We start from the raw sequence: 23,961 nt of genomic DNA on the forward strand, positions 1-23,961 counted from the left end.
AATGTTAGCAGATAATTTGGCAACTGTGCAGAAAAATATAGAACAGGCCTGCCTGAAAGCAGGACGTGACCCCAAAGAGGTAACCCTTGTAGCAGTAAGTAAAACAAAGCCTGTGGAAATGCTTCAAGAGGCTTATGATGCAGGTGCCCGTGTGTTTGGAGAAAATAAGGTACAGGAGATCATGGATAAATATGACAGACTGCCCTCAGATATCCAGTGGCACATGATCGGTCATCTGCAGCGCAATAAAGTAAAATATATTATTGATAAGGTTGCAATGATCCATTCCGTGGATTCTGTGCGTCTGGCTCAGACCATTGAGCAGGAAGCTGCAAAAAAAGATCTCTGTATGCCGGTACTCATCGAAGTGAATGTAGCGGAAGAGGATAGCAAATTTGGCCTGAAAACCTCTGAAGTCCTTCCTTTTATAGAAGAAATTGCTTCTTACCCCCACCTGAAGGTAATGGGACTTATGACGATTGCTCCTTTTGTCTCAGATCCCGAGGAAAACAGAGAAGTTTTTCGCAAATTAAGGAAATTAAGTGTTGACATCAGGGAAAAAAACATTAATAATATTACTATGAGTGTTCTGAGCATGGGAATGACCAATGACTATCAGATCGCTGCTGAGGAAGGATCAACAATGGTGCGTGTGGGAACAGGTATCTTTGGTGAAAGAGATTACTCAATAAAAGAAGAATAAAGAAGATTGGAGATTAAAATGGGCGTTTTAGATAAATTTTTAGATGCCATCAAATTAAATGATGATTATGATGACGATGGATTTCTGGACGATGATCTGTTAGAAGGAGAGGATGACGAGGATTTCCTGGATGATGATTTTGAGGACAAACCAAAGAAGAAATTCTTTGATAAATTCACTAAAAAGAAGGATTCCTCTGAGGACGAAGACTTTGATGATTTCGATGAGAAGCCACTGAAATCAGAATCCAAACAGACATCTTCCCTTAAACAGCCAACAGCTTCCGCTGCAGCGAAAGCTCCGGCCAGACAGGAACGTGCAGAACGCCAGACACGTCCGGCAGCATCTTCCAAGATCACTCCTATGAGAAGCAGCCGTAAAGCTTCCCAGGGACCAAATATGGAGGTGTGCGTGATCAAACCGTCTTCTATGGAGGATACCCGTGAAATCGCAGATACACTGGTAGACAACTCTACTGTAATTTTAAATCTGGAAGGAATCGATGTGGAACTGGCACAGAGAATCATTGATTTCACATCAGGGGCCTGTTATTCTCTGGGCGGAAGCCTTCAGAAAGTATCCAGCTACATTTTTGTACTTGGGCCTTATAATGTAGACATCACCGGTGATCTCCAAAATATACTGGGAGGAGCTGCACCTTCTGTGCGCGCAGGCTATTGATCTCCCATGGAGAAGAATGACTTCTTTTTAAAGAGGATCCGTGAACTGGCTGATCTTTCTTACCAGAGAGATATTGTGACTTTTTCGGATTTTCTTAATCTGAATGAACAGAATATGGTTAATAGTCTCCGGCAGCAATTTCCGCAGATCATTGTGGAATCCTCCGGCGGCTATGCGAATGCGGAGCGTCAGATGGTGGCTTTTCATCCTGATGCTCTTGCTTTTACCTGGGAATATCCTATAGACTGCCTGAAGATTGAACCAAAATCCCTGAAATTTTCAGAAGAACTGACCCACAGAGATTATCTGGGTGCCCTGCTGAATCTGGGCGTGGACAGAGCCATGATTGGGGATATCCTGGTTCAGGAAAAGGCTGCCTGGTTTTTCTGTAATAAAAAAATGACGGATTTTTTTCTTAAAAATCTGTGCCGTGTCCGTCATACCAATATTCTGATCACTGTTGTAGATAAGCAGGCGGAACTTCCTGCACCTAAAATGGAAACTATTCATGGCACCTGTGCCTCTGTCCGTCTGGATTCTCTCATTGCACTGGCTTTTAAAGCATCCAGAAGCAGTATGGTGTCTTATATTGAAGGGGGACAGGTTTTTGTAAATGGAAAGCTGATTACCTCCAATGGTTATGAACCCAGAGAGGGAGATATTATCTCAGTCAGAGGGAAGGGACGTTTTATCTATGATGGCACGTCCCATCAGACCAGAAAAGGACGGAGCAGTATACAGTTAAGTTTATATATTTAAATGACAGGAGGGTATTGAAATGGCAGAACAGAAATTACTTGTAAAACGTGAGGGAGATTTTCATTATCCAATCTATTTTGAAAAAGATTTTTCCGGACTGGCACAAGCTGTAAGGGAAGAAGGACTGTCCGGACATAAAATTTGTGTTGTCACTGACAGTCACGTAGAGCCTTTGTATCTGAAGTCTGTAATGGATTCTCTGCAGGAGGTTTCTTCCCAGATATTTTCCTTTGTCTTTGAAGCAGGGGAAAAAAATAAGAATCTGGACACAGTACAGGAACTGTACCGTTCTCTTATTGAACATGAAATGGACCGCAAGGGACTCCTGGTTGCTTTAGGAGGCGGTGTGGTAGGTGATCTGACCGGCTTTGGTGCAGCCACCTATCTGAGAGGAATTGATTTTATCCAGGTTCCAACCACCCTTCTTTCCCAGGTTGACAGCAGTGTGGGAGGAAAAACCGGTGTGGATTTCCAGCAGTATAAAAATATGGTTGGAGCTTTTCATCAGCCCCGTCTTGTCTATATGAATCTGTCTGCTTTAAATACACTTCCCCAAAAAGAATTTGCCTGTGGAATGGGTGAAATCCTGAAAACCGGTCTTATCTGTGACGGAGAATTTTTCCGATTTATCTGTTCAAATCAAAAAACAATCCAGGAGTTGGATTATACCCTTCTGTCCCAAATGATCCGCAGATGCTGTGAGATCAAAGCAGGAGTGGTAGAACGTGATCCCAAAGAGCAGGGTGAGAGAGCTCTTCTGAATCTTGGACACACAGTTGGACATGCTGTGGAGAAATTAAAGAATTTCCAGCTGCTCCATGGTCAGTGTGTAGGGCTCGGTCTGGTCGCAGCTGCATATCTTTCCATGCAGAGAGGACTTCTGACTCAGGAAGAATATAATGAAATCCGTAATGGATGTGAAGCCTTTCATTTGCCCCTTGCTGTAGATTCTCTGAAAGCCGAGGAGATTCTGGCAGCCACAAAGAAGGACAAAAAAATGGAAGCCGGACATATTAAATTTATCCTGATGGATGGAATCGGCAAAAGTTTTATTGACAAAACCGTGACGGATATGGAACTTTTAAGCGCCATCCGGGAGATTCTGTCATGAAAAGGGAAGGAACTTCAAATCTCCCTTTTCCTGCCTGGACAGGTATGGTCCTGACTCTGCTTCTTATCCTGATGGATCAGGTAACAAAGTTTCTGGCACTGTCACAGTTAAAGGGAAATCCGGATATCATTCTGATCCCAGGTGTTTTACAGCTGAAATATCTGGAAAACAGAGGAATGGCCTTTGGAATGCTTCAGGGAAAGATTCCTCTGCTGATAGCTTTATGTCTTCTGTTTTTCTGTGTATTTTTGTATATTTATATTAAAATCCCCAAAACACGGTATTATCTTCCTCTCATCTGTACAGCCCTTGTTCTGGCGGCAGGTGCTGTTGGAAATCTGATCGACAGAGTATTCCGCGGTTATGTGATCGATTTTATTTACTTTTCACTGATTGATTTTCCTGTATTTAATGTGGCAGATATTTATGTGGTATGCAGCGGCATATTTTTGGTTTTTTGCGTATGTTTCAAATATAAAGATGAAAACGATTTTCGCTTTCTGAATAGAAAAAATTAGGAGCAGAAATGAAAATTCTTAATTATGTAGTTTCAGACGGTCAGTCCGGTATCCGGATTGACCGGTATCTTTCCGATTCAAACGAAGACCTTTCCCGTTCTTACATTCAAAAGCTTCTGAAAGAACAAAAGGTTACAGTTCAGGGAACTTTTGTCAAGGCAAACTATAAGGTACAGGCAGGAGATGTGATCACTGTGGAAGTGCCGGATATGACAGAGCCTGACATTCTTCCGGAGGACATTCCTCTGGATATCCTTTATGAAGATGAGGATGTTCTTGTAGTTAACAAGCCAAAGGGAATGGTAGTGCACCCCAGTGCAGGGCATACTACAGGGACACTGGTAAACGCCATCATGGCACACTGTAAGGAGAATCTGTCCGGTATCAATGGTGTCCTGCGTCCGGGAATCGTCCATAGGATCGATAAGGATACCACAGGAGCACTTCTGGTCTGCAAAAATGATAATGCCCACAGAGATCTTGCCCTACAGTTGAAGGAGCACTCTATCAAACGTCGCTACCGCGCAATTGTAGCAGGTGTGATCAAAGAAAATGAGGGAACCATTGAGGGTCCTATCGGACGTCATCCGGTTGACCGAAAAAAAATGGCGATCAATTACAAAAACGGAAAAGAGGCAGTCACTCATTACAGGGTACTGGAGCGTTTTCCCAATGCCACCTATGTGGAATGCCGTCTGGAAACAGGGCGCACCCATCAGATCCGTGTCCACATGACAAGTATAGGGCATCCCCTGCTTGGCGATGAAGTATATGGCTCAGGCAAGAATCCTTACCATCTTCAGGGTCAGACTCTTCATGCCATGATTTTGGGATTTGTGCATCCATCTACAGGAGAATATATGGAGTTTACAGCACCTTTACCAGAATATTTTGAGAAGCTTTTGGAAAAATTGCGAAAATAGTTTGCTTTTTCAACAATATAATGTATAATATATTTACAATAAGCTAGGTGACAGAAGGGAGTGTAGTATTATGAATAGTACAAGTTCAATTATCACAATCGGTCGTGAATATGGAAGCGGCGGAAGACAGATTGGTCAGGAAGTTGCCAAATATTTCGGAATTAAATGCTATGATAAGGAGCTTCTTGAACATGCAGCCAATGAGAGCGGAATCTGCAAGGAGCTTTTTGAAAATCATGATGAAAAACCAACCAACAGCTTTCTGTATTCTCTTGTAATGGATACATATTCCTTTGGTTATTCCTCAGCAGGCTTTACAGATATGCCAATGAATCATAAGGTTTTCCTGGCCCAGTTTGATGCCATCAAGAAACTGGCTTCCGAGGGTCCTTGCGTAATGGTGGGACGATGTGCAGATTATGCTCTGGCTGAATATAAGGATTGTTTCAGTGTATTTGTACATGCAGATATTGACTGGCGAATCAGCCGTTTATCTCAGAAACACAATAAAACAGCCAAAGAAGCCAAGGACATGATCAACAAAACCGATAAGAGCCGTTCCAGCTATTATAATTATTATACTAATAAAAAGTGGAGCGCTGCATCCAGCTATAATCTGTGTGTAGACAGCAGTAAGCTGGGGATCGACGGAGCAGCAAAAACCATTATCCAGACTGTACAAATTTTTGATTCCACAAAATAATAACTGTTAAAAAGTCCTCTGCTAATGCAGAGGATTTTTTTGTCCTGTATTTTTATTAAAATTCTATTAAATGCAGAGACTTTTATTAAAATAAATGTTATAATCGTAACAGTTTATAAAGGAGGACAATATGAAATTTCGTTGGGATAACAAATATCTGCACTGGGGTGTAACCGCTTTTATGGTAATTGCCGCCAGTATGCTGTTTTATTATGGGATTTTCCATATGAAAACGCTGATCACCGGAATCAAAACATTTCTGGGAATCATGGCACCTATTGTATATGGTGTGATCCTTGCCTATGTTCTGAGCCCCCTGATTAATTTAATGGAGAAAAAGCTTATTTATCCACTGCTTGATAAAAGAGAGATCCATTTACAGAAAAAAGGCAGGAAAGCTGTCCGCTGGGCATGTGTTCTGGTTTCCATGCTTGCCTTCTGGATCCTTATCTATACTTTGATCATGATGGTGCTTCCACAGCTGATCCGAAGCTCCATGAATATTATTTACAGCTTTCCTTATTATGTAAAGGTCATTGAGAAATGGCTGAATTCTTTTGTACAGCATGGATGGAAGCTGAATTCTGAAACCATCGATATGATGAATCAGTATTCTGCCAAATTGCAGGAGTATCTCACCACCAATATTCTTCCACAGATGCAGAATATGCTGAAAAATGTTTCTGATGGAATCTTTGATGTACTGATCTTCATGAAAAACTTTCTCATCGGTGCCATTGTGGCTCTCTATGTGCTTGCAGACAAGGAGAAGTTTATTGCTAAGAGCAAAATGTTTGTATATGCCATTTTGCCTTCCAAATGGGCAAACACACTGATCCATGCCATGCGCTTCACAGACAAAACCTTTGGCGGTTTTCTCTATGGTAAACTGGTGGATTCCGCCATCATCGGTATCTTATGCTATATTGGAATGCTTTTATTGGATATGCCTTATCCCATTCTGATCAGTGTGGTCATTGGTGTGACTAATGTGATTCCTTTTTTTGGACCATACATTGGGGCAATCCCCTGTATTCTTCTGATTTTAGTGGTTGATCCCCTGAAGGGTATCTACTTTGCAATTTTCATTCTGCTTCTTCAGCAGTTTGACGGAAATATCCTTGGTCCAAAAATCCTGGGCGAAACCACCGGTCTGTCCAGCTTCATGGTCATTGTAGCCATTCTCATAGGCGGAGGACTGTTCGGAGTTCCGGGTATGATCGCAGGAGTACCGGTATTTGCAGTGCTTTATGCAATGATATGGAGATTGATCAGTCATTCCCTTGGCGATAAAAAAATGCCTCTTGAGGAGGAATCCTATGTAGATATCGATTGCCTGAACACGGAAACCGGCGAAGCGATCCCCCTGAAAAAACAGGAGAGGCACCACATTTCACCGGAAAAGCTGGAGGCCCAGAAAAATAATTTCTTTATGAAAATCTGGAATCCTTTATGCAGAATCGTGTGTATTATCTGGGAGTATATCAAAAAACTTGTAAACTCCCTGTGGCTTTATATAAAGAAATTATTTCTGCAAATAAAAGATAAGATAAAAAATAATAAAAATACATCAGAAAAATAGTTACTGATATATAAGAAAGATATTATAAAAGATATGAGGGGAAATCAAAAATGAAATTACTGATACAGAGGGTAAACTATGCGCAGGTATGCGTAGATGGAGAAATTGTAGGCAAAATTGGAAAGGGCTTCCTGGTTTTTGTAGGGGTCGGTCAGAATGACACCAGAGAAATTGCTGACAAATATTTGAAAAAAATGCTGGGACTTCGAATCTTCGAGGATCAGAATGGAAAGACCAATCTGTCCCTGAAGGATGTTAACGGAGAGCTTTTGATGGTATCCCAATTTACCCTGTATGCTAATTGCAGACACGGTAACAGACCGGGCTTTACAGATGCCGGTGCTCCGGATATGGCCAATGAACTGTATGAATATATGCTGAACGAAGCTGCAAAACAGGTTCCTGTGGTAGAACATGGTATTTTTGGTGCAGATATGAAAATATCTCTTGAGAACGATGGCCCCTTTACCATTATCCTGGATGAATCACTTCTCTGATAAGGTAACAATAATCAATTTTGGCATCTTTTTGTATAGAATATAATGGGGGCTTTATACTAAGATGAAGCGAAAAACAAACAACAGGAAGCAGTGTCTGGCAATATTGGTGCTGACTATGCTCATACTGACATTATCCGGCACCGGATTGATGACAACTGCAGTCCGCACAGAGGCTGCCCAGAAGAAGACCGGATTTATTAAGAAAAACGGTTCCTGGTATTACTATGATCAGAAAGGGAAACTGGCAAAGGGCTGGTATAAAACATCTTCAGGTCATATGTATTATTTTGGAAAAACCGGTGCAGCAAAGGCCGGAATCCTGTCCATTTCCGGAAAGAAATACTGCTTCAATGAGAAGGGTAAAATGCTTACCACCTGGCAGACCGTCAATGGAAAGAATTATTTTTTTGATGAGAAAAAGGGCTATATGTACACTGGCTGGATCACTACAACCGCCGGAAATAAATATTATTTCTGGAAGGATGGTGTGATCCGTTCCGGTTTCCGAAAAGTAGGAAACAAGATATATTGTTTCTCAGATAAGGGAAAAATGCTGAAAAACTGCTTTGCCAAAAAAGGAAAGGCTACTTATTATCTGAAATCCAATGGAACTCTGGCTAAGGGACGTCTTAAGATTCAAAAATACTGGTATTCCTTCCACCGTGAAACCGGACAGCTTGTACGGAAGGGATGGTACAAGGAGACAGATGGTTCCTATTATTATGCCGCATCCAATGGAAGATTGGTGAAGGGTTTTTATAAGCCGGATTCTTATTATCGGTATTTCCGTTCTTCTGACTGTAAATTAATGACAGGATGGCAGGAAATTGACGGTTATAAATACTATTTTAAAGAAAAAAACGGCATCCGTTATGATAATTGCTTCCTGAAGGATAAATCCGGAAACAGATATTATTTTGACTCAAATGGCAAGCTGGTTGTCAAAAAATGGGTCAAAAAATCCAGTTCCTATTACTATTCCCAGGCAGACGGTACACTGGCCTCCGGATGGCTTACACTGGGGGGAAACAAATATTATCTGAATCCTTCTACCTGTGTAAGGGAAATCGGATGGGTCACTGTAGATGGAGAAAAATACTATCTGGATCCCGCCACAGGCATCCTGGCTCAAAATCAATGGGTCGGCACTGATTACGTAGGAGAGAACGGAGCAATGATACCTGAGTATCATAAAGTGTCGTTTCGGTGGCCTTTAAACTCCAGTTACAATTATATCAGCAGCTATTTCGGAAACAGAGAATCTCCGGGAGGTATTGGTTCCACCAATCATAATGGCATCGATATTCCGGCACCTACAGGCACACCGATCTATGCAGCAGACAGCGGTACAGTCATTACAATGCAAAAACCGTCAGAAAGCGGAGGTGCAGGCTATTATACCAAAATTGACCATGGAAAAGGATTTGTCACTGAATATATGCATCAATCTAAATTTCATCCCAAAGTCAAAGTCGGTACCAAAGTAACCAAAGGACAAATTATTGGATATGTTGGCAGTACCGGCAACAGTACCGGACCACATTTACATTTTGGTGTGATCGCAAATGGTACAAATCAGAATCCATTAAATTACGTAAAGCGTCCCTCATAAAAGGGATGCTTTACCACATATAACAGACTGATTTAAGGGTTTATGTGTAATTTATCTTGATCTATTTGAAAAACCGGCGTTTGTCGTATAGATTGAACGCCCACTTCTACAGGAGCAAATGAGCAAATGAATAACCAAAACGATTATAATGACAACAAAAAAATTACCTATCATGAACAAACAGATATTTCTAATGTCCTGAAGCTTCGTGAAGTTCTGAAAACTCTTCCTCCTTTCTGCAGGGATTATTTCAGGGCTATGGATCCGGTTACCACAACCAATACCAGAATTTCCTATGCCTATGACATACGGATCTTTTTTCAGTTTTTACTGGATGAAAACCCTGCCTTTAAAAATTACTCTTTAAAGGATTTTACTGTTGATGTCCTGGATCAGTTAAAGGCGGTTGATATTGAGGAATATCTGGAATATCTGAAGGTCTACAAAAATGGTGACAAAACCGAAACCAATGGGGAACGCGGAATGAAACGTAAGCTTTCTGCTTTAAGAAGCTTTTACGCCTATTATTTTAAACATGAATTCATAAAAACAAATCCAACTGTTCTTGTGGATGTACCAAAGATCCATGATAAAAGCATCATTCGGCTGGATTCCGATGAGGTTGCTCTCCTGCTGGATCACATAGAACATTGCGGCGATGAGCTTACCGGACAGAAAAAGGCTTATTATGAAAAAACAAAAGAACGGGATCTGGCTATTGTTACTCTCCTGCTTGGCACAGGAATACGTGTATCTGAATGTGTAGGACTGGATGTGGAGGATATTGATTTTAAAAATAATGGTATCAAGATCACCCGAAAAGGCGGCAATGAAATGGTTGTATACTTCGGTTCGGAAGTGGAACGGGCTCTGCGCCAATACCTGACAGTTCGGGAGGGAGTTACTCCTGTAACCGGACATGAACACGCTCTCTTCTACTCTACTCAGCGAAAACGCATTGGTATCCAGGCTGTAGAAAACCTTGTAAAAAAATATGCACGGGCAATTACTACAACCAAGAAAATCACCCCCCATAAGCTCCGAAGCACTTATGGTACTGCTCTCTATCAGGAAACAGGTGACATATACCTTGTAGCCGACGTATTGGGCCATAGAGACGTTAATACAACCAAGAAGCATTATGCAGCCATGGATGACGCAAGACGGCGTAAAGCGGCTTCTGCAGTGCATTTACGGGAAGATTAAAAAGGAGCAGATCAGAAACTGATCTGCCCCAATTTTTATTCTCTGGATTAATTATTCATCGAAATTTGTCTCAAAAACCCCCTCCGGAGTCCGCATTGTCAGAACTCCCAGATTAAATTCATCATCCATCACTGTAATATGATATTCAAAAATAACATCATCATCAAATTTGGACAATAAAACATAAGAACCATTTTCCTTCCCATCTATCTGATCACAGATATCATTATATACCGCTTCCCCTGAAATGCTTCTGGGATACCCGGCTTCTGTAATTTTTTTCTCAATTGCATGGTATAACTCTTCCATTTTTATCAACCGTTACTGAAAACTTATAAAAAGTTATAAACTTCTATGTTCCATTCCTACTTCAACGAGTATGCTTTTGATGATATAAATATCAATCTACTCACAAGTTCTTGTACTCTCCATAGGCGTAAATTTCGGACTAACGTATCCGTACATATTTGCATTAACATTTCAGTGTCAGCTTGCAAATTTTTCTCCATAAGTCTTAAGATTTATAGATGCCTGGAAATCTCTGTCAATCATATTCCCACACGCACATCTATAAACTCTGTCAGATAACTTCAAATCTTTTTTGATGTTTCCACAACAGCTGCAAAGCTTTGATGATGGATAAAACCGATCAGCTACAATAATCTGGATCCCTTTATCGCTGCACTTATATTCAAGCTGTTTTCTAAACCAAAAAAATCCCTGTGCCTGAACTGCTTTGGATAAATGTCTGTTTTTCATCATTCCACTGACATTCAGATCTTCAATACATATAAATCTTGGTTTTCGATCTACGATCTCCGATATGGTCTGATTTAAATAATTTTTACGGATGTTTGTTAATCTGTGATTTCGTTTTAATAAAAGTTTTTCCTTTTTGATTACATTATTTGTTTTACAGTAACTTTCCCCTTTCTTATTTTTCTCGTAAGAACGAGAGATACTACGCTGTAATCTGCGTTTCTGTTTTTCTAATTTCTTTACTTTCTGACTCTTATTGATGTTCTTATACTTAGTCCCATCAGAGCAGACAGCCAGATCTTTGATTCCCAGGTCTATGCCGACTCCGTCATCATTAAGTGTTTCCCTGCAGTCAGGAAATTCTACACATACGCTGATCCACCAGTTCAATCCGTCAAAGGATATTCTCGGGTTCATATATTTAGCATTTGTCGGAATACGTCCATGTTCTGCAAGTCTTACCCAATTCATTTTTTGTTTATTTGCTTTCCTGCTGGAAGAAAAGCCTTCAAATTTAACGTGTGTATTACTGAAGCGTATCTTAACGTTGTCCTGATAGAACTTCGGCATAGATCTCTTTTTTGACTTGAATCTTGGGAACTTTTGCAACCCCCTGAAAAAGTTCTTATAAGCAGTACAGGCATCTTTAACTGCCTGTTTGGTCACATTATTTGAGATATTCAGTAACCATACATATTCATCAGAATGTCTAAGCTTCGTAAATTCTTTTCTGAGTTCTGCATCTGAAATGAATCCGCCGCCTTTTTCATAGTTCTCTATTTCCCTGGCCAAAGCCCAGTTATAAGCAAATCTTGAAGCACCTGCGTACTGAAACATCTTAGTTTTCTGTACATTGTTTGGTATCATCATTACTTTTATGGCTTTTACCATCTGTTTCCTCCTGTATCAATTCCCGGATAAGTTTCTTAGCTTTGTTTGCTCGTTTTCCTTGTAATTTGCAACTGAATACAGTGATTATCTGAACCAGGTCTTCAACAAGTTCCTGCTGTTCGGACTTTTCAGTATTATCAATAATCTCAATCTCACAATTATAAAGTGAAGCGATATATTCTATCAACTCAAAACCAAATCGCAGTAACCGGTCTTTATACAAAACAACAATCTTTTCAACCTGATTTTGAGATATTCGCCTGATCAATTCCTGGAGCCCTTTTTTCTTATAATTAATTCCGGAACCGATATCACTTATTATTTCAAACGGCTGTCCTTTTGCCAGAAGATATGTTTTAACATTATCAATCTGTCGTTCCAGATCATCTTTTTGTTTATGACTGGAAACACGACAATATCCAATTGTAATGCGGTTTTTAGGCTTTACATTTATTACCTGGTTGAGTTGCTCATCAGAATAATATCTATAGCCACTTACTGTAGTATGATGCGGATGAAGTTTTCCATTGGCATCCCAATTTCGTAATGTCTGGGCAGATACGCCTATAATTTTTGAAAATTCATGTATAGAATAATATTTACTCAAAGTATCAACTCCTTTCAATAATATTCTACCCTAATATCTTATAAAACTCAACATGTGCTTATATAATTTTATAATTTATATTTAACTGCTAATAACCTCTTTCTGTGCCACAAAAAGGATATCTGACACGTTATATGGAGATATCCTTTTTGCATTTCGTTATGTAATTTTAAAATTTAATAAGAGTCATTTCCTGGTTGTCATTATTATAAAGCCACGATAACTTTCTCATGGAATATTTCAGGAAGTTCTTCTTTGTCTAAAGACATACTGATTATAAAAGTAACGTTAAACTGAGTTCCAATGGATTCTAACTGCTCAAGGGTACTTGTAACATCCTTACCCTCCAGCTTGGCTACCTTCAGAAAACTGTCAAGATAAATCTGCTCGAGATCATGATCCTGTGAAAGAATACCACAAATAAATCCTACAAATTCATCTGCATTCTTAATCGGGAAGCCGGATACATCGATCAGACGAACCTTATTATTCAGTTCATACATGTGCTTGGTGCTTTTGTCCAAATAAACAATGCTACCATTCGCTTCTTTAACCGCTCCATTCACTTTGTCTAAAAGTACTTTTGTTTTGCCTTTACCTTTCTTTCCTACAATCAGTTCAACCATCCTGTTTTCCTCCTTAGACACATATAATATTAATTATTACTAAATTCCTCAATTAATATGTTTCAATTATAGTGCATATTATCATAAAATTCAAGAGGTTATTTGCTTTTTTTGTGAATTTTTATTGAATTTAAAAAAATGCATGTTTTTACTGGATTTTTGGAGATAATTATCACTATGTGATGTATCTGTTCGATTTCAGAACTCTCTGTATTTTCTTATATCTTCTTATATCTTGGTATGTGTTTGGTGTAAAATTGGTGTAGTAAAGCCCTTTTATAACCATTTCAGAATCAAATTGGTGTAAGCTTATTGTTACAGAACGGTTAATTTTGGTGTAAGCTAGCTATTTTTTATCTAAAAATGTTGTAAGCTTATTATATTACGAAATACGCCTATTATTTAACTTCTGAATTTCGTTTGTCAAGCGTTCATCTGTAACGTGATTATACAATTCCATTGTCATTTTCATAGAAGCATGACCCATGATATCCTGCAATGTTCTTGGGTCAACTGTTTGTAACCGCTGGTTTACTATGGCTTCTGCTGACTTCTCGCCATTCGTTGTTACTGACGGATTTCATACTCTGTTTCCATCCGCTGACGAGACCTCCCTTGGTACCACACGTTTCTTTCTCTCCATATATCTGCCACATTTACTACAGTTAATTCCGAGTAGTTATTGGACTTTGATTTGTTATGCAATCTTATCCTTAACTGAAGCCTGATGTGATTTCTGTTCGTCAGACCAGAGATTTGCCGCCACCTTCCTTCAGATTCCACCTCGCGATGGACACCCTTGGTCTTGGCTGTATCCTTCCCACTACTAGGGCGGATTGGGGACTTTCACCCGTTAGAAACGTGCGCCGCAAGGCGCACATAAAAAACCCTGTTGCTCACGCACCAGGGTTTTGGTTTATCCATCCGTATTTAACAAAAGATTAGGCTTCTATTCAACTTCTGAAAACTCATCTTTTCCAACATTACATAATGGGCATTCAAAATCTTCCGGAACATCTTCCCATTTTGTTCCTGGTGCAATACCACCTTCCGGGTATCCAATCTCCTCGTCATACTCCCATCCGCAAACATCACATACATATTTCATTATTGAATCCTCCTTTCAATAAAGTGTTCTTCAAGCATTGGATGTTTGATTTCTCCAACAACAACATGAACCAAATTACCGTCTAGTGTATATACCGGTACATGCTTCTCGACAGCAGCATCTGTCACTCCGGCTTTCAGTTCCGGCATCAGCTCTCCACAACAAATTACAGGTACACCTTTGTCTTTACCTTTTCAACAATGTTTCCACAATGCTTACATACATAATATTTTACTTCCATGTCTATTCTCTCTTAATAATTCTCTGCACGTACTTCAAAATAACTCTGCGGATGATTGCATACCGGGCATACCTCTGGAGCCTTTGTTCCGACTACAATATGTCCACAGTTACGGCATTCCCATACCTTCACTTCGCTCTTCTCAAACACCTGAGCAGTTTCCATGTTCTTAAGAAGTGCACGATATCTCTCCTCATGGTGCTTTTCAATTTCTCCTACTGCTCTAAATTTTGCTGCAAGCTCAGGGAAACCTTCTTCCTCTGCTGTTTTAGCAAAGCCATCATACATATCTGTCCACTCATAATTTTCGCCTTCTGCCGCTGCCGCCAGGTTTTCCTTTGTATCACCAATTCCTGCTAATTCCTTGAACCACATCTTTGCATGTTCTTTCTCATTATCTGCAGTCTTTAAAAACAATGCTGACATCTGCTCGTAACCTTCCTTTTTCGCTACAGAAGCAAAATAGGTATACTTATTTCTTGCCTGTGATTCCCCTGCAAATGCCTCCTGTAAATTCTTCTCTGTCTGTGTTCCTGCATATTTGTTTGCTGCCATCTCTTTTACCTCCGTTTTCTTTACTACTTTTTCAAAATCTGATGCCGGGTGCTTGCACAAAGGACATATAAAGTCATCTGGTAATTCCTCGCCTACATATTCATATCCGCAAATTCTGCAACGCCATATTGTCTGACTGTCCTCTGTTTTTCCAACCTCCTGTGGCTTAGGCTTAATATTATTCTGATAATAATCATATGTTACTGAAGGAACATTGCTTAAAACTTCCATATCGGTTATCTCACCGATAAACATCGTATGTGAACCCAAGTCCTCTGTTTTAGTAACTGTCACAGAAATGTATGCATTTGTACCTTCTGTAATATAATAAATACCATTTGTGCCCCTGGCACACTGCTCAAATGCTTCAAACTTATTGGTATCTCTTCCTGATTGGAAGCCAAAATGTTTGAACAATTCAAATTGTGCCTTCTGACTTAAGACTGATACAGTAAATTTTCCGGTTCTTTGAATCATATCATGCGTATAATTTGCCTTATTTACACAGATACTTAACTGGTTTGGTGCCGAAGCTGCCTGAATGGCTGTATTAATGATGCATCCGTTATCTTTTTCTGCTTCTTTAGCGGTCAATATAAACAGTCCATAACTCAACTTATACATTGCTTTCCTATCCATGCTGTCCCCCCTTTACCTTCTCCCTGCATTTCGGGCAAATGCCTTTAAATGAAATATCATAATCCACAAATTCAATTCCATGAGTGTTATGAATTCTTTCCAGCAAATCCGGTATTTGATCCATATCCACATCAAAAATTTCACCGCACTTTATACATCTTACATGGTAATGATTTTTCAATATAAAATCAAATCGGTTCGGTCCATCCGGAACTTCAACCTTTCTTAATGCACCTTCCTCTACCAATATATCAAGATTTCTATATACAGTTCCTTTTCCAATTGTTGGATATGCTTCTTTTATAAATTCATACACTTCATTTGCCGTAACGTGTCTTCTCATTTCGTATACGGTATTTCTTACAAGATCTTTTTGAATGGTATTTCTCCTACTTGTCATTCGTCTTCCTTATTAGGATTAGTTCTTAATAAGGATTATATACCACTATTATCCTGTTGTCAATAAAAATAGTAATAATTATCATTATTATAAAAACTGCCAAACTGAGCATCTTTTACCTGAATAACTATTTTATTTTGCGTTCAAATACATATTCTGAATCTGAAGATAAATCAGACCTAAACGAATATCCGAGTCTGTCAAATTTCTGAATCTCCACCGGATTTTCAATATTATTTTCCGCTATGAATCTGACCATTTCACCACGAGCCATCTTGGCATAGGTACCTTTTGTTACCAATTTATCTCCGGATAACTCACAAAATACAATCGTAATATATCTGTCCTGTGGTGTCAGATACTTTTCTATACATTTTGAGTATTCTTTTGATGCAAGATTAATGATAATCCTACTGTCATCGATTACTGAGCGGTATAACAATTCTCCCCAGTACTCATACAGATTTTTTGCATCTCCAATTCCAACCTTTGCCTGCATTTCAAGACGATAAGGAGTCACACCATCCATTGGTTTTAAAATGCCATAAAACGCAGACAAGATTCTTAAATGATTTTGCAAATACTCAAACTGCTGGATTTCAAACACAGATGGTGCCATATATTGAAATGCAATCCCTTCATATGCTAAAACAGCCGGAGTAAGCCTGTTATAAAGATCCATATTTTCCAATCTGTTAAAGTTCTGCTCTGCAATCTTGTCATTACATTTCCAGATAGCTTTCAGTTCTTCTTTTGATTTGCTTTTCATCCAGTTTAATACTTCTGCTGTCTTATCAATATAGACAGGCAGTTCAACCGGTGCTAAGTTATCGGTATCTACAATCATCTTTTTTGCAGGTGATAAAATAATCTTCATTATGCCAATTCCTTAAGCATATTTTCAGGATCATCTGTCGCCTTGACTTTATCATTTGCCTTTATAATGATTCCCTGCTCATCAATAAGATATGTAGTTCTTACTACACCCATAGATACTTTTCCATAATTTTTCTTTTCTTTCCAGACATCATATGCTTCAATAACTTTACGCTCCGGATCTGCTAATAGCGTAAATGCCAGTCCGTATTTTTCTTCAAATCTCTTGTGAGACGCTACAGAGTCCTTGCTTACTCCGAGAATAACAGCTCCCTTCTCAGTAAACTGTGGATAACGCTCAGAAAAGCCACATGCCTGCTTCGTACATCCTGGTGTACTATCCTTTGGATAAAAATATAAGATCACTTTTTTTCCTGCATAATCGCTTAATTTATGCACTTCTCCGTTCTGATCCGGCAATTCAAAATCCGATGCTTTTATTCCTAACTCTAACATTTACTATTCCTCCGCTTTTGTATTTTCCACCTGTTTTCTTGTTCTTTTATTACCTGAAATCATTTTATGACCAGAATAGACTGCCATGATCATGCATATCAGAGAGCCAAATGCAAAGTATTTGTGTGCTGCTTTTAACCCTTTATATCCTGTATAAAAAGTTCCAATCATTGTGATTAAAGCTACTACTGACCAATATTTATGTGCTTTCATGTAATTTCTCCATTTTTCAGTGTATTCAATTCTAATTATACGCTACCACATTCCTATGTCAATTTGATAATAGAGCATTCCTATAAAATTTTTCAGAATATCATGGTTAAAACTATGTATTGTTACCATTTAATTTTTCTTTGAAAAAATCTGACAAAAAGCTTTCTTTCAGGAGATTACTATTTAATCTCTTTTCCATCTATATATAGTTGAAATTTATCAGGATTATTGACTACATCATAGTCCTTTCCGTATTCTACAGGTCTATATTCGGCTGTCATTACCGATTCCCCATCTTCAATATCCTCTTTCCATAAATAGATGTTCATATCAAGGCTCGTCGCATATCCCCTGTCTGTGGAGAATTTTGTCGAATAAAATGAATCATCCTTGTACATCTGCAAAAGTTTCTTTATCCTCGATATGTCCCCGGTTAGCAACCACGGTAATATTTTCATCTCGATTTACGGAAAATGTTCCAACTACATCCGGTTCGCCTTCCTTATGACCAGATTCAGATTTCCCATAAATACTTCCTGCAGCAATTATCAAGATCACTGCTCCTGAAATCAATGCAATTATCTTTTTCTTCATATTTTTATTTTCCTTTTAGTTTTTTTACTGCGTAATTGATTACTTCTTCCGGTGTGGGCCTGTCTCCTTTAAGTGTCATTTTCTTCCATTCTTCCTGCACAGCCGGATCGGGATTATCAAATCCTGCATCTATGGCTATCTGCATTTCTCTGCGTACCTCTTCTGGTGTTGTGTTGTACTTTTCTGCAATCTTCTCATAAATAGTTTTCTCTCTCATTCATTTTCCTCCAATATATAAGTAGAATAGGCGTTTGCGAAACGCCACAACACCGCATAAATACGGCATTTTTTGTTACCTAAAAACAAATAACTCCTCACTGGACATGGTATAATAGAGTTGACTAAAAACTATAAACCTACATCCAAGAAAGGAGTTATTCTGATACTTATGATACCATATAAACAGCTTTCTTTGGCAGATATTTTTTCAGATTGCCATGAAAAATTTGAAAATGACAAACCTGCTTTTCTTTCTCTATTAGAAACACATATCGATATTGATGAGTTAATTCCGATTTCTTTTAGAAATCATTTCTATGCATCGACAGGCAGAACCCATAAATACCCTTTGCAAGCTTTTCTGTGGGCTTTGATTATTCAGCGTATTTTTTCTATCCCTACGGATCAGCTTCTCCTGACTTTTCTCGCTTACTCAAAATCACTTCGGGAATTCTGCGGTTTTATTAATGTCCCTGACGCTTCCAAAATCACCCGATTCAAACAGGATTTTTTAGATGACCTCCAGCTTGTTTTCGATAACCTTGTTGATGTTACCGAGCCTATCTGTCAGGCGATTGACTCTGCAAAAGCGGATATGACCATCTTTGATTCTTCCGGCATCGAAGCATTTGTTACCGAAAATAATCCCAAGTATGCTAACAGGATCATCAAGCAGCTTAAGGCATATGCGAAAGCTCAGGGCTTTGATAAATCCTATGATCCTTATAAAGCTGCCTATGGTTCCATGCCTTCTCATGCTTATGCTAATCCTGAGATTAAGCAGCTCTATATCAATGGGCATTTTTGCTATGTCTTCAAGTTCGGTATTGTCACCAACGGACTGGGCATCATCCGCCACATATCTTTTTATAACAAAAACTTTATGGCTTCACATCCTGACATCGTTGTCGAAAAGAAATCCGATTCCCCTGACGAAGATAAATGTGTTCATGATTCAAAGCTTTTAATCCCGACACTGAAGGACTTCTTTTCCAAGCATCCTTTGATTAATCCAAAAACCTTCCTGGGTGATGCTGCTTTCGATACCGCACAGCTCTATAAGAGCCTTCTTACCGGTGACACTTTTGGTAATGACAAACATTTCTCGAAAGCTTATATTCCGCTGAATGCAAGATCCGGACTTGAAAATCTGGATTATTCTATCAATGAAGATGGTATTCCGTGTTGTCCCCATGATCCTTCTTTACAAATGAAATACGAAGGCACTTCCAAACTTCGCAGTGGAGCAACAAGATATAAATTTGTCTGTCCAAAAATGAAATGGATTTATGATAAATCAACTCAAAAAGCCCATCGTCATTGTTTCTGTGACAACCCTTGTACCTCTTCTAAATGTGGGCGGATGGTCTACATCTACCCAGAAAAGAATCTTCGTGCTTATCCCGGAACGATCCGCGGCACCGAAGAATGGGATGATACCTATAAAATCAGAACTGTTGTCGAAAGGGATATCAACCACATCAAAGACAATCTCTGTCTTGCAGGACGCCGGACCCAAAATGAGAAGACTCTGCATACTAATCTGATTCTTGCCGGTATCACCCAACTTATTACTGTTGTTCTCGCAGATAAGATCAATCACCACGAATATATTCGAAGCTTAAAGCCTCTCATAGCATAGGACTTACCAACTTAATAAGCCCTATGGCTTATTTAAGTATGCCTAAAATATTTCGTCATTTAACATTTTTGCATTTATCATCTCCATTTATTGTGGATAACTGCTCTCATATTTCAAATTTGAGTTTCGCAATTACCTATTTCTTCTATAAAATTATCATTTCTTTGACAATATTTTTAAGCACTAAAATAAGCCCACGTACCTGTTGTTATAAAAGTACATGGACTTATTCAGATGTTTAAAATATTCAGTTATTGTTATAGATGTAATGCTATATTCTGTGGTGTAAATTTGGTGTAATTACACCTGTTTAACATCCGTTTTCCCTTGGTTTTACGGGATAAAATCGAAAATGTTTCATTTATAGTGCATATTATTATAAAATTCAAGAGGTAATTTACTTTTTTTGTGAATTTTTATTGAATTTTTTAACATTAGGGAATATTGATTCCATTTTAGCTATTAATGTTCTGGAGTAAGGAATTCATCTGCTGATATAAAAGCTCTTTGCTGGATGCTCCCAGCACAATGGATACAAAAGGTTTTCCAAAAGCATTCTGGGTTATGATCGCCAGACAGTTACCTGCAGAAGCAGTGGTTCCTGTCTTTCCGCCCAGAACCGTTACATCTTTGGGAGGGGTTGCCTCACCGGTCAGATAATGGTCTGTAGCTTCCAGACTGATACTGTGGGATTCTCCGTCAGCGCCTGTATAAGTAACAGTATACGACGGCATCTGGGTGATCTGAGTGAATTCCTTATAATTCATAGCTTCGTTCAGCATCAGATAAATATCATATGGTGTTGTATAATGATTTTCATCCTGAAGACCATGAGGATTGGTAAAATGAGTTCCCGTACATCCCAGCTGTCTGGCATAGCTGTTCATCATCTCCACAAAATTCTCTGTGGTACCGCCAACATATTCCGCAATTGCAGAAGCCGCATCATTTCCAGAATAAACCAGAAGACAATGGAGCAGCTGATCCAGGGTAACCTGATCTCCTGCCACAAATCCACATACCTGGGAGCCAGCCTCCAAAGTAACATTTTCCTGTGTGATCGTAACTGTATCATCCAGCTTTCCGCTTTTTAAGGCAAGCATAGCTGTCATGATTTTTGTAATGCTGGCTGGATAGATTTTGTCATAGATTCCATTGGCATACAATACCTTATGATTGCTCAGATTAAACAGAAGTCCCTTCTGTTCTTCCTCCAGAGAGGCATTTTTAATACGGTCTACACTGCCCTTGGAAGAAACACAAAGCTTCTGTGCAAAGGGCCGGGCCTTCATATTTTCTTTTCCTGCCAGACTGCTGGTAAATACTTCAGAAGCCTGAAAAGCTTTCACCGGTTTGCCCAGATAAGTACCATTCAATAAGCGGATAGCAAAAAATGCTCCTGCTGCTATAAATACCATAAGCAAAAGCAGTAATATGGTATGCCCTATAGGCTTACGCCTTCTCTGCTTTTGTCTGGAAGGTCTCTGTGATCTGGGAAGTGCAGTTGTCTGTACCTGGGAAGCTGTCCCAGAATGTGACCCATGAACACTTCTCTCATTTTTATATGGCCTGGCCGATTTTTTTTCATTTTTATTCCCGGCAGATGATTTTCCAAACATCATAAGTAGTCCTCTTTCCTGTCAAGCTCTTTCTTCATAATTTCTTTATTATACGCACTGCTCTGAAGTCCAACGTTAAGTACAAGGCCCATACCAATATACAGACTGACCAGAGAGGTAAGTCCATAGCTTACAAAGGGAAGAGGTGTTCCTGTATTCGGTGCCATTCCAGTTGCAACACATATATTAATAAAACTTTGCAGGGCAATCAGCCCTCCCATTCCACAGCACAGGATTTTGCCGGACAGATCCTTGGCCCTCAAACTCATGCGGATACATTCAAAAGAGATTGCCAGAAGCAGCAGGACAATCGTTGTACATCCGATAAATCCATACTCTTCTCCTGCAACAGCAAAAATAAAGTCTGTCTGGTTTTCGGAAACAAAATTACCTTCATTCACAGATGCTGTACTGTCATCTCCGCTTATTCTCTTTCCAACCAGTTCTCCGGATGCTATGGCTGTCTTGGAGTTCTTCTGCTGTTCAATATTATCAGAATACTCTTCGTTTTCCGGATATAAGAAAGACATAATACGTGACCTCTGATAATCCTTCAGCAGTTTCTGATCCGGCTGTACCACAATAGACAGAAAGATGATCAGAAGAGGAACGGAAATCAACAGTGCTCCTCCGATAACTTTATAACTTAGACCTGCAATATATATCATCATACAGAAGATCACGATAACAGTAAGGGTATTTTTTAAATCCGGCTGTTCCAGGATAAGTATAAGAGGAACAGCCAGTAATCCTGCAGAAGCAGCCAGCGTCTTCAGGGTGTTCAGATTTTCCTCATGATCCATGAAAAATTTTGCGAAAAAGACGATCAAAATAATTTTGGACAACTCTGTAGGCTGAAAACGAAAAGAACCGATTCCGATCCATCGTGCAGCTCCATTAGCGCTGGAGCCTGCGATTCGCACTACAATCAGCATGATGATATTAAATCCATACATAAGCCACTGGAAATTCATAATCCAGGAATAATCCATCAAAGATAAGATCACCATAATGATCAGTCCGAGAATCACTCCTGCAAACTGTTTGGACTTAAGATTTTCTGCTGCAGTTCCTACCAGTGTAACACCGATAAGGCTGATGGCCAGCAGAAATATAATAAGTCTGAAATTGTAAAATCGTAATTTATACTGCTTTAACATTTTATCTGTCCTTTTTATCCAGAACAGGAACATACACATAGAGCACAGCCGGCTCCTGGGTGATTTTTAACTTTACCTGTTCTTCCTCTATGGTTAAATATTTCTTTACTGTGTGTATCAGATCACTTTTCAGCATCTGCATCATTTGCGGAGAGCAGTCAATCCTCTCAGACAACAGAAGAAGCTTCATTCTGTCCCTGGCATATCCGGCGGAGCGTTTCTTATCTCTGAAAAAAGCTTTCACACGGAATCCCTCCTTACAGATATTTTATTTCCGAAACATGTTACCGATTTTCCTGAAGAAACTCTTTCTCTCAGCAATGTTCATAAACGGTACATTTTCACCTATAATACGCTGACAGATATTTCTATACTCTTCTTCCGCCTGGGAAGATTTTCCTGAAAGAGGTTCCCCCTGGTTGGTGGCTATCACGATCTGTTCATCATCCAGAATGGTTCCGATCAGATCCACAGCAAGGATTTCCGTCACATCCTCCACAGACATCATATCTCCCCTGGCGATCATGTCCGGCCGGAGCCGGTTAATGATCAGCTGTATATCCCTGATATCATTTGCTTCCAGAAGCCCTATGATACGGTCTGCATCTCTGATGGCAGATACTTCCGGTGTAGTTACAACCAATGCCCTGTCCGCCCCTGCTATGGCATTCTTAAAGCCCTGCTCAATTCCCGCAGGACAATCCAGCAGGATATAATCAAACTCTTCCCGCAGATCATCTGTAAGCTTGATCATCTGTTCCGGAGAAACAGCACTTTTATCCTTGGTCTGTGCAGATGGCAGCAGAAAAAGATTGGGATGACGTTTGTCCTTGATCAAAGCCTGACGCAGGCGGCAGTTTCCGCCAATCACATCTACCAGATTATAAACAATCCGGTTCTCAAGTCCAAGAACCACATCCAGATTGCGCAGACCGATATCCGTATCAACCACTACAACCTTTCTGCCAAGCATGGCAAGACCTGTTCCAATGTTAGCGACAGTGGTGGTTTTTCCCACTCCGCCTTTCCCGGAAGTAATTACAATGGCTTCACTCATA

General features: G+C 39.5%; 29 protein-coding genes and 2 pseudogenes. 12 read left to right on the top strand and 19 right to left on the bottom strand.

The window, feature by feature from the left end:
• Position 1: 1 nt before the first annotated feature.
• From ACTNC6_RS10225 to ACTNC6_RS10275, 11 genes are all read left to right on the top strand, one after another.
• Complete coding sequence (locus ACTNC6_RS10225) at positions 2–703, top strand: YggS family pyridoxal phosphate-dependent enzyme (protein WP_441034704.1); 702 nt, start codon at positions 2–4, stop codon at positions 701–703.
• A gap of 18 nt (positions 704–721) precedes the next feature.
• A complete protein-coding gene (locus ACTNC6_RS10230) occupies positions 722–1,384 on the top strand; it encodes a cell division protein SepF (protein WP_186993886.1) in 663 nt (220 codons plus the stop codon).
• Between the two features lie 6 nt (positions 1,385–1,390).
• On the top strand, positions 1,391–2,143 hold the full coding sequence (locus ACTNC6_RS10235; RefSeq protein ID WP_433844352.1) for an RNA-binding protein: 753 nt from the start codon (positions 1,391–1,393) through the stop codon (positions 2,141–2,143).
• 19 nt (positions 2,144–2,162) lie between these two features.
• Positions 2,163–3,254 carry a 3-dehydroquinate synthase gene (aroB, locus tag ACTNC6_RS10240; protein ID WP_441034708.1) on the top strand — a complete coding sequence of 364 codons (1,092 nt, stop codon included), beginning with the start codon at positions 2,163–2,165 and terminating at the stop codon, positions 3,252–3,254.
• On the top strand, positions 3,251–3,772 hold the full coding sequence (lspA, locus tag ACTNC6_RS10245) for a signal peptidase II (RefSeq protein ID WP_441044014.1): 522 nt from the start codon (positions 3,251–3,253) through the stop codon (positions 3,770–3,772). The genes aroB and lspA overlap by 4 nt, the downstream gene beginning before the upstream one ends.
• 8 nt (positions 3,773–3,780) lie before the next feature.
• Positions 3,781–4,695: an RluA family pseudouridine synthase gene (locus ACTNC6_RS10250; protein WP_441034712.1), complete on the top strand. Its 915-nt coding sequence runs from the start codon at positions 3,781–3,783 to the stop codon at positions 4,693–4,695.
• Between the two features lie 70 nt (positions 4,696–4,765).
• Positions 4,766–5,398, top strand: coding sequence for an AAA family ATPase (locus tag ACTNC6_RS10255; RefSeq protein ID WP_433844356.1), 633 nt, complete (start codon positions 4,766–4,768; stop codon positions 5,396–5,398).
• A gap of 130 nt (positions 5,399–5,528) precedes the next feature.
• On the top strand, positions 5,529–6,980 hold the full coding sequence (locus tag ACTNC6_RS10260; RefSeq protein ID WP_441034714.1) for an AI-2E family transporter: 1,452 nt from the start codon (positions 5,529–5,531) through the stop codon (positions 6,978–6,980).
• Between the two features lie 50 nt (positions 6,981–7,030).
• Positions 7,031–7,477: a D-aminoacyl-tRNA deacylase gene (gene dtd, locus ACTNC6_RS10265; protein ID WP_173743944.1), complete on the top strand. Its 447-nt coding sequence runs from the start codon at positions 7,031–7,033 to the stop codon at positions 7,475–7,477.
• 64 nt (positions 7,478–7,541) lie between these two features.
• Positions 7,542–9,092 carry a peptidoglycan DD-metalloendopeptidase family protein gene (locus tag ACTNC6_RS10270; protein WP_441034717.1) on the top strand — a complete coding sequence of 517 codons (1,551 nt, stop codon included), beginning with the start codon at positions 7,542–7,544 and terminating at the stop codon, positions 9,090–9,092.
• A 126-nt stretch (positions 9,093–9,218) separates the two neighbouring features.
• A complete protein-coding gene (locus ACTNC6_RS10275; protein ID WP_441044015.1) occupies positions 9,219–10,298 on the top strand; it encodes a tyrosine-type recombinase/integrase in 1,080 nt (359 codons plus the stop codon).
• A 51-nt stretch (positions 10,299–10,349) separates the two neighbouring features.
• On the opposite strand, the gene ACTNC6_RS10280 is transcribed toward ACTNC6_RS10275, so the two are convergent.
• The 15 genes and pseudogenes from ACTNC6_RS10280 to ACTNC6_RS10350 all read right to left on the bottom strand — a co-directional run bounded on the left by ACTNC6_RS10280 (position 10,350) and on the right by ACTNC6_RS10350 (position 18,480).
• On the bottom strand, positions 10,350–10,607 hold the full coding sequence (locus tag ACTNC6_RS10280) for a hypothetical protein (protein WP_173743947.1): 258 nt from the start codon (positions 10,605–10,607) through the stop codon (positions 10,350–10,352).
• Positions 10,608–10,784: 177 nt separating this feature from the next.
• On the bottom strand, positions 10,785–11,948 hold the full coding sequence (locus ACTNC6_RS10285; RefSeq protein ID WP_441044016.1) for an RNA-guided endonuclease InsQ/TnpB family protein: 1,164 nt from the start codon (positions 11,946–11,948) through the stop codon (positions 10,785–10,787).
• On the bottom strand, positions 11,896–12,555 hold the full coding sequence (locus ACTNC6_RS10290) for an IS607 family transposase (RefSeq protein ID WP_441044017.1): 660 nt from the start codon (positions 12,553–12,555) through the stop codon (positions 11,896–11,898). Before ACTNC6_RS10290 ends, ACTNC6_RS10285 begins: the two co-directional genes overlap by 53 nt.
• Positions 12,556–12,761: 206 nt before the next feature.
• Positions 12,762–13,181, bottom strand: a complete 420-nt coding sequence (locus tag ACTNC6_RS10295) for a twitching motility protein PilT (protein ID WP_173743948.1) — start codon at positions 13,179–13,181, stop codon at positions 12,762–12,764.
• Positions 13,182–14,130: 949 nt separating this feature from the next.
• Positions 14,131–14,289, bottom strand: a complete 159-nt coding sequence (locus ACTNC6_RS10300; RefSeq protein ID WP_441034722.1) for a rubredoxin — start codon at positions 14,287–14,289, stop codon at positions 14,131–14,133.
• Positions 14,290–14,303: 14 nt separating this feature from the next.
• Positions 14,304–14,530 (bottom strand): annotated as a pseudogene (locus ACTNC6_RS10305) (desulfoferrodoxin family protein); the annotation flags it as partial.
• Positions 14,531–14,542: 12 nt separating this feature from the next.
• Positions 14,543–15,085, bottom strand: a complete 543-nt coding sequence (gene rbr, locus ACTNC6_RS10310) for a rubrerythrin (RefSeq protein WP_441044061.1) — start codon at positions 15,083–15,085, stop codon at positions 14,543–14,545.
• 18 nt (positions 15,086–15,103) lie between these two features.
• Positions 15,104–15,724 (bottom strand): annotated as a pseudogene (locus tag ACTNC6_RS10315) (flavin reductase); the annotation flags it as partial.
• Positions 15,717–16,124 carry a Fur family transcriptional regulator gene (locus ACTNC6_RS10320; RefSeq protein ID WP_441034724.1) on the bottom strand — a complete coding sequence of 136 codons (408 nt, stop codon included), beginning with the start codon at positions 16,122–16,124 and terminating at the stop codon, positions 15,717–15,719. The gene ACTNC6_RS10320 and the pseudogene ACTNC6_RS10315, both read right to left, overlap by 8 nt.
• Before the next feature lie 127 nt (positions 16,125–16,251).
• On the bottom strand, positions 16,252–17,001 hold the full coding sequence (yaaA, locus tag ACTNC6_RS10325; protein ID WP_024854728.1) for a peroxide stress protein YaaA: 750 nt from the start codon (positions 16,999–17,001) through the stop codon (positions 16,252–16,254).
• A complete protein-coding gene (bcp, locus tag ACTNC6_RS10330) occupies positions 17,001–17,456 on the bottom strand; it encodes a thioredoxin-dependent thiol peroxidase (RefSeq protein WP_441044018.1) in 456 nt (151 codons plus the stop codon). The genes yaaA and bcp overlap by 1 nt, the downstream gene beginning before the upstream one ends.
• A gap of 3 nt (positions 17,457–17,459) precedes the next feature.
• Positions 17,460–17,669, bottom strand: coding sequence for a DUF6219 family protein (locus tag ACTNC6_RS10335; protein ID WP_168934311.1), 210 nt, complete (start codon positions 17,667–17,669; stop codon positions 17,460–17,462).
• A gap of 179 nt (positions 17,670–17,848) precedes the next feature.
• Positions 17,849–18,067 (bottom strand): hypothetical protein, encoded by a 219-nt coding sequence (locus ACTNC6_RS10340; protein ID WP_304279163.1) that lies wholly within the window; start codon positions 18,065–18,067, stop codon positions 17,849–17,851.
• Complete coding sequence (locus ACTNC6_RS10345; RefSeq protein WP_441044019.1) at positions 18,054–18,263, bottom strand: hypothetical protein; 210 nt, start codon at positions 18,261–18,263, stop codon at positions 18,054–18,056. The genes ACTNC6_RS10340 and ACTNC6_RS10345 overlap by 14 nt, the downstream gene beginning before the upstream one ends.
• A 4-nt stretch (positions 18,264–18,267) precedes the next feature.
• Positions 18,268–18,480 (bottom strand): sporulation initiation factor Spo0A C-terminal domain-containing protein, encoded by a 213-nt coding sequence (locus tag ACTNC6_RS10350; protein ID WP_029732086.1) that lies wholly within the window; start codon positions 18,478–18,480, stop codon positions 18,268–18,270.
• A 171-nt stretch (positions 18,481–18,651) separates the two neighbouring features.
• On the opposite strand from ACTNC6_RS10350, the gene ACTNC6_RS10355 reads away from it, so the two are divergent.
• Entirely contained in the window at positions 18,652–20,124 is a 1,473-nt protein-coding gene (locus ACTNC6_RS10355; RefSeq protein WP_441044020.1) for a transposase, read from the top strand.
• A 455-nt stretch (positions 20,125–20,579) separates the two neighbouring features.
• Here the strand turns inward: ACTNC6_RS10355 and ACTNC6_RS10360 are convergent, their stop codons facing one another.
• Genes ACTNC6_RS10360 through minD form a run of 4 tightly spaced genes read right to left on the bottom strand, consistent with a single transcriptional unit; the run spans position 20,580 to position 23,960 of the window.
• A complete protein-coding gene (locus ACTNC6_RS10360) occupies positions 20,580–21,746 on the bottom strand; it encodes a D-alanyl-D-alanine carboxypeptidase family protein (protein WP_441044021.1) in 1,167 nt (388 codons plus the stop codon).
• The gene (locus ACTNC6_RS10365; RefSeq protein WP_441044022.1) at positions 21,743–22,903 is read right to left on the bottom strand and encodes an FtsW/RodA/SpoVE family cell cycle protein; all 1,161 of its coding nucleotides are present in this window, start codon (positions 22,901–22,903) and stop codon (positions 21,743–21,745) included. The genes ACTNC6_RS10360 and ACTNC6_RS10365 overlap by 4 nt, the downstream gene beginning before the upstream one ends.
• A 1-nt stretch (position 22,904) precedes the next feature.
• Complete coding sequence (gene minE / locus ACTNC6_RS10370; RefSeq protein ID WP_019161677.1) at positions 22,905–23,147, bottom strand: cell division topological specificity factor MinE; 243 nt, start codon at positions 23,145–23,147, stop codon at positions 22,905–22,907.
• Positions 23,148–23,171: 24 nt separating this feature from the next.
• The gene (minD, locus tag ACTNC6_RS10375) at positions 23,172–23,960 is read right to left on the bottom strand and encodes a septum site-determining protein MinD (protein ID WP_019161676.1); all 789 of its coding nucleotides are present in this window, start codon (positions 23,958–23,960) and stop codon (positions 23,172–23,174) included.
• Position 23,961 lies beyond the last annotated feature (1 nt).

This window comes from Blautia sp. HCP3S3_C4 (genome assembly GCF_052064095.1).
Lineage (GTDB): Bacteria > Bacillota > Clostridia > Lachnospirales > Lachnospiraceae > Blautia_A.

What these genes read in the sequence shown, in the direction of transcription:
- ACTNC6_RS10280 (WP_173743947.1), bottom strand. Translation starts at nt 10,607, where the DNA reads ATGGAAGAGTTATACCATGCAATTGAGAAAAAAATTACAGAAGCCGGG.
- ACTNC6_RS10360 (WP_441044021.1), bottom strand. Translation starts at nt 21,746, where the DNA reads ATGATGTTTGGAAAATCATCTGCCGGGAATAAAAATGAAAAAAAATCG.
- lspA (WP_441044014.1), top strand. Translation starts at nt 3,251, where the DNA reads ATGAAAAGGGAAGGAACTTCAAATCTCCCTTTTCCTGCCTGGACAGGT.
- ACTNC6_RS10300 (WP_441034722.1), bottom strand. Translation starts at nt 14,289, where the DNA reads ATGAAATATGTATGTGATGTTTGCGGATGGGAGTATGACGAGGAGATT.
- ACTNC6_RS10225 (WP_441034704.1), top strand. Translation starts at nt 2, where the DNA reads ATGTTAGCAGATAATTTGGCAACTGTGCAGAAAAATATAGAACAGGCC.
- ACTNC6_RS10295 (WP_173743948.1), bottom strand. Translation starts at nt 13,181, where the DNA reads ATGGTTGAACTGATTGTAGGAAAGAAAGGTAAAGGCAAAACAAAAGTA.
- ACTNC6_RS10235 (WP_433844352.1), top strand. Translation starts at nt 1,391, where the DNA reads ATGGAGAAGAATGACTTCTTTTTAAAGAGGATCCGTGAACTGGCTGAT.
- ACTNC6_RS10340 (WP_304279163.1), bottom strand. Translation starts at nt 18,067, where the DNA reads ATGTACAAGGATGATTCATTTTATTCGACAAAATTCTCCACAGACAGG.
- bcp (WP_441044018.1), bottom strand. Translation starts at nt 17,456, where the DNA reads ATGTTAGAGTTAGGAATAAAAGCATCGGATTTTGAATTGCCGGATCAG.
- minD (WP_019161676.1), bottom strand. Translation starts at nt 23,960, where the DNA reads ATGAGTGAAGCCATTGTAATTACTTCCGGGAAAGGCGGAGTGGGAAAA.
- ACTNC6_RS10285 (WP_441044016.1), bottom strand. Translation starts at nt 11,948, where the DNA reads ATGGTAAAAGCCATAAAAGTAATGATGATACCAAACAATGTACAGAAA.
- aroB (WP_441034708.1), top strand. Translation starts at nt 2,163, where the DNA reads ATGGCAGAACAGAAATTACTTGTAAAACGTGAGGGAGATTTTCATTAT.
- ACTNC6_RS10320 (WP_441034724.1), bottom strand. Translation starts at nt 16,124, where the DNA reads ATGACAAGTAGGAGAAATACCATTCAAAAAGATCTTGTAAGAAATACC.
- ACTNC6_RS10365 (WP_441044022.1), bottom strand. Translation starts at nt 22,903, where the DNA reads ATGTTAAAGCAGTATAAATTACGATTTTACAATTTCAGACTTATTATA.
- ACTNC6_RS10270 (WP_441034717.1), top strand. Translation starts at nt 7,542, where the DNA reads ATGAAGCGAAAAACAAACAACAGGAAGCAGTGTCTGGCAATATTGGTG.
- ACTNC6_RS10345 (WP_441044019.1), bottom strand. Translation starts at nt 18,263, where the DNA reads ATGAAGAAAAAGATAATTGCATTGATTTCAGGAGCAGTGATCTTGATA.
- ACTNC6_RS10250 (WP_441034712.1), top strand. Translation starts at nt 3,781, where the DNA reads ATGAAAATTCTTAATTATGTAGTTTCAGACGGTCAGTCCGGTATCCGG.
- rbr (WP_441044061.1), bottom strand. Translation starts at nt 15,085, where the DNA reads ATGGCAGCAAACAAATATGCAGGAACACAGACAGAGAAGAATTTACAG.
- ACTNC6_RS10230 (WP_186993886.1), top strand. Translation starts at nt 722, where the DNA reads ATGGGCGTTTTAGATAAATTTTTAGATGCCATCAAATTAAATGATGAT.
- ACTNC6_RS10350 (WP_029732086.1), bottom strand. Translation starts at nt 18,480, where the DNA reads ATGAGAGAGAAAACTATTTATGAGAAGATTGCAGAAAAGTACAACACA.
- ACTNC6_RS10355 (WP_441044020.1), top strand. Translation starts at nt 18,652, where the DNA reads ATGATACCATATAAACAGCTTTCTTTGGCAGATATTTTTTCAGATTGC.
- ACTNC6_RS10255 (WP_433844356.1), top strand. Translation starts at nt 4,766, where the DNA reads ATGAATAGTACAAGTTCAATTATCACAATCGGTCGTGAATATGGAAGC.
- ACTNC6_RS10275 (WP_441044015.1), top strand. Translation starts at nt 9,219, where the DNA reads ATGAATAACCAAAACGATTATAATGACAACAAAAAAATTACCTATCAT.
- ACTNC6_RS10335 (WP_168934311.1), bottom strand. Translation starts at nt 17,669, where the DNA reads ATGAAAGCACATAAATATTGGTCAGTAGTAGCTTTAATCACAATGATT.
- dtd (WP_173743944.1), top strand. Translation starts at nt 7,031, where the DNA reads ATGAAATTACTGATACAGAGGGTAAACTATGCGCAGGTATGCGTAGAT.
- yaaA (WP_024854728.1), bottom strand. Translation starts at nt 17,001, where the DNA reads ATGAAGATTATTTTATCACCTGCAAAAAAGATGATTGTAGATACCGAT.
- ACTNC6_RS10260 (WP_441034714.1), top strand. Translation starts at nt 5,529, where the DNA reads ATGAAATTTCGTTGGGATAACAAATATCTGCACTGGGGTGTAACCGCT.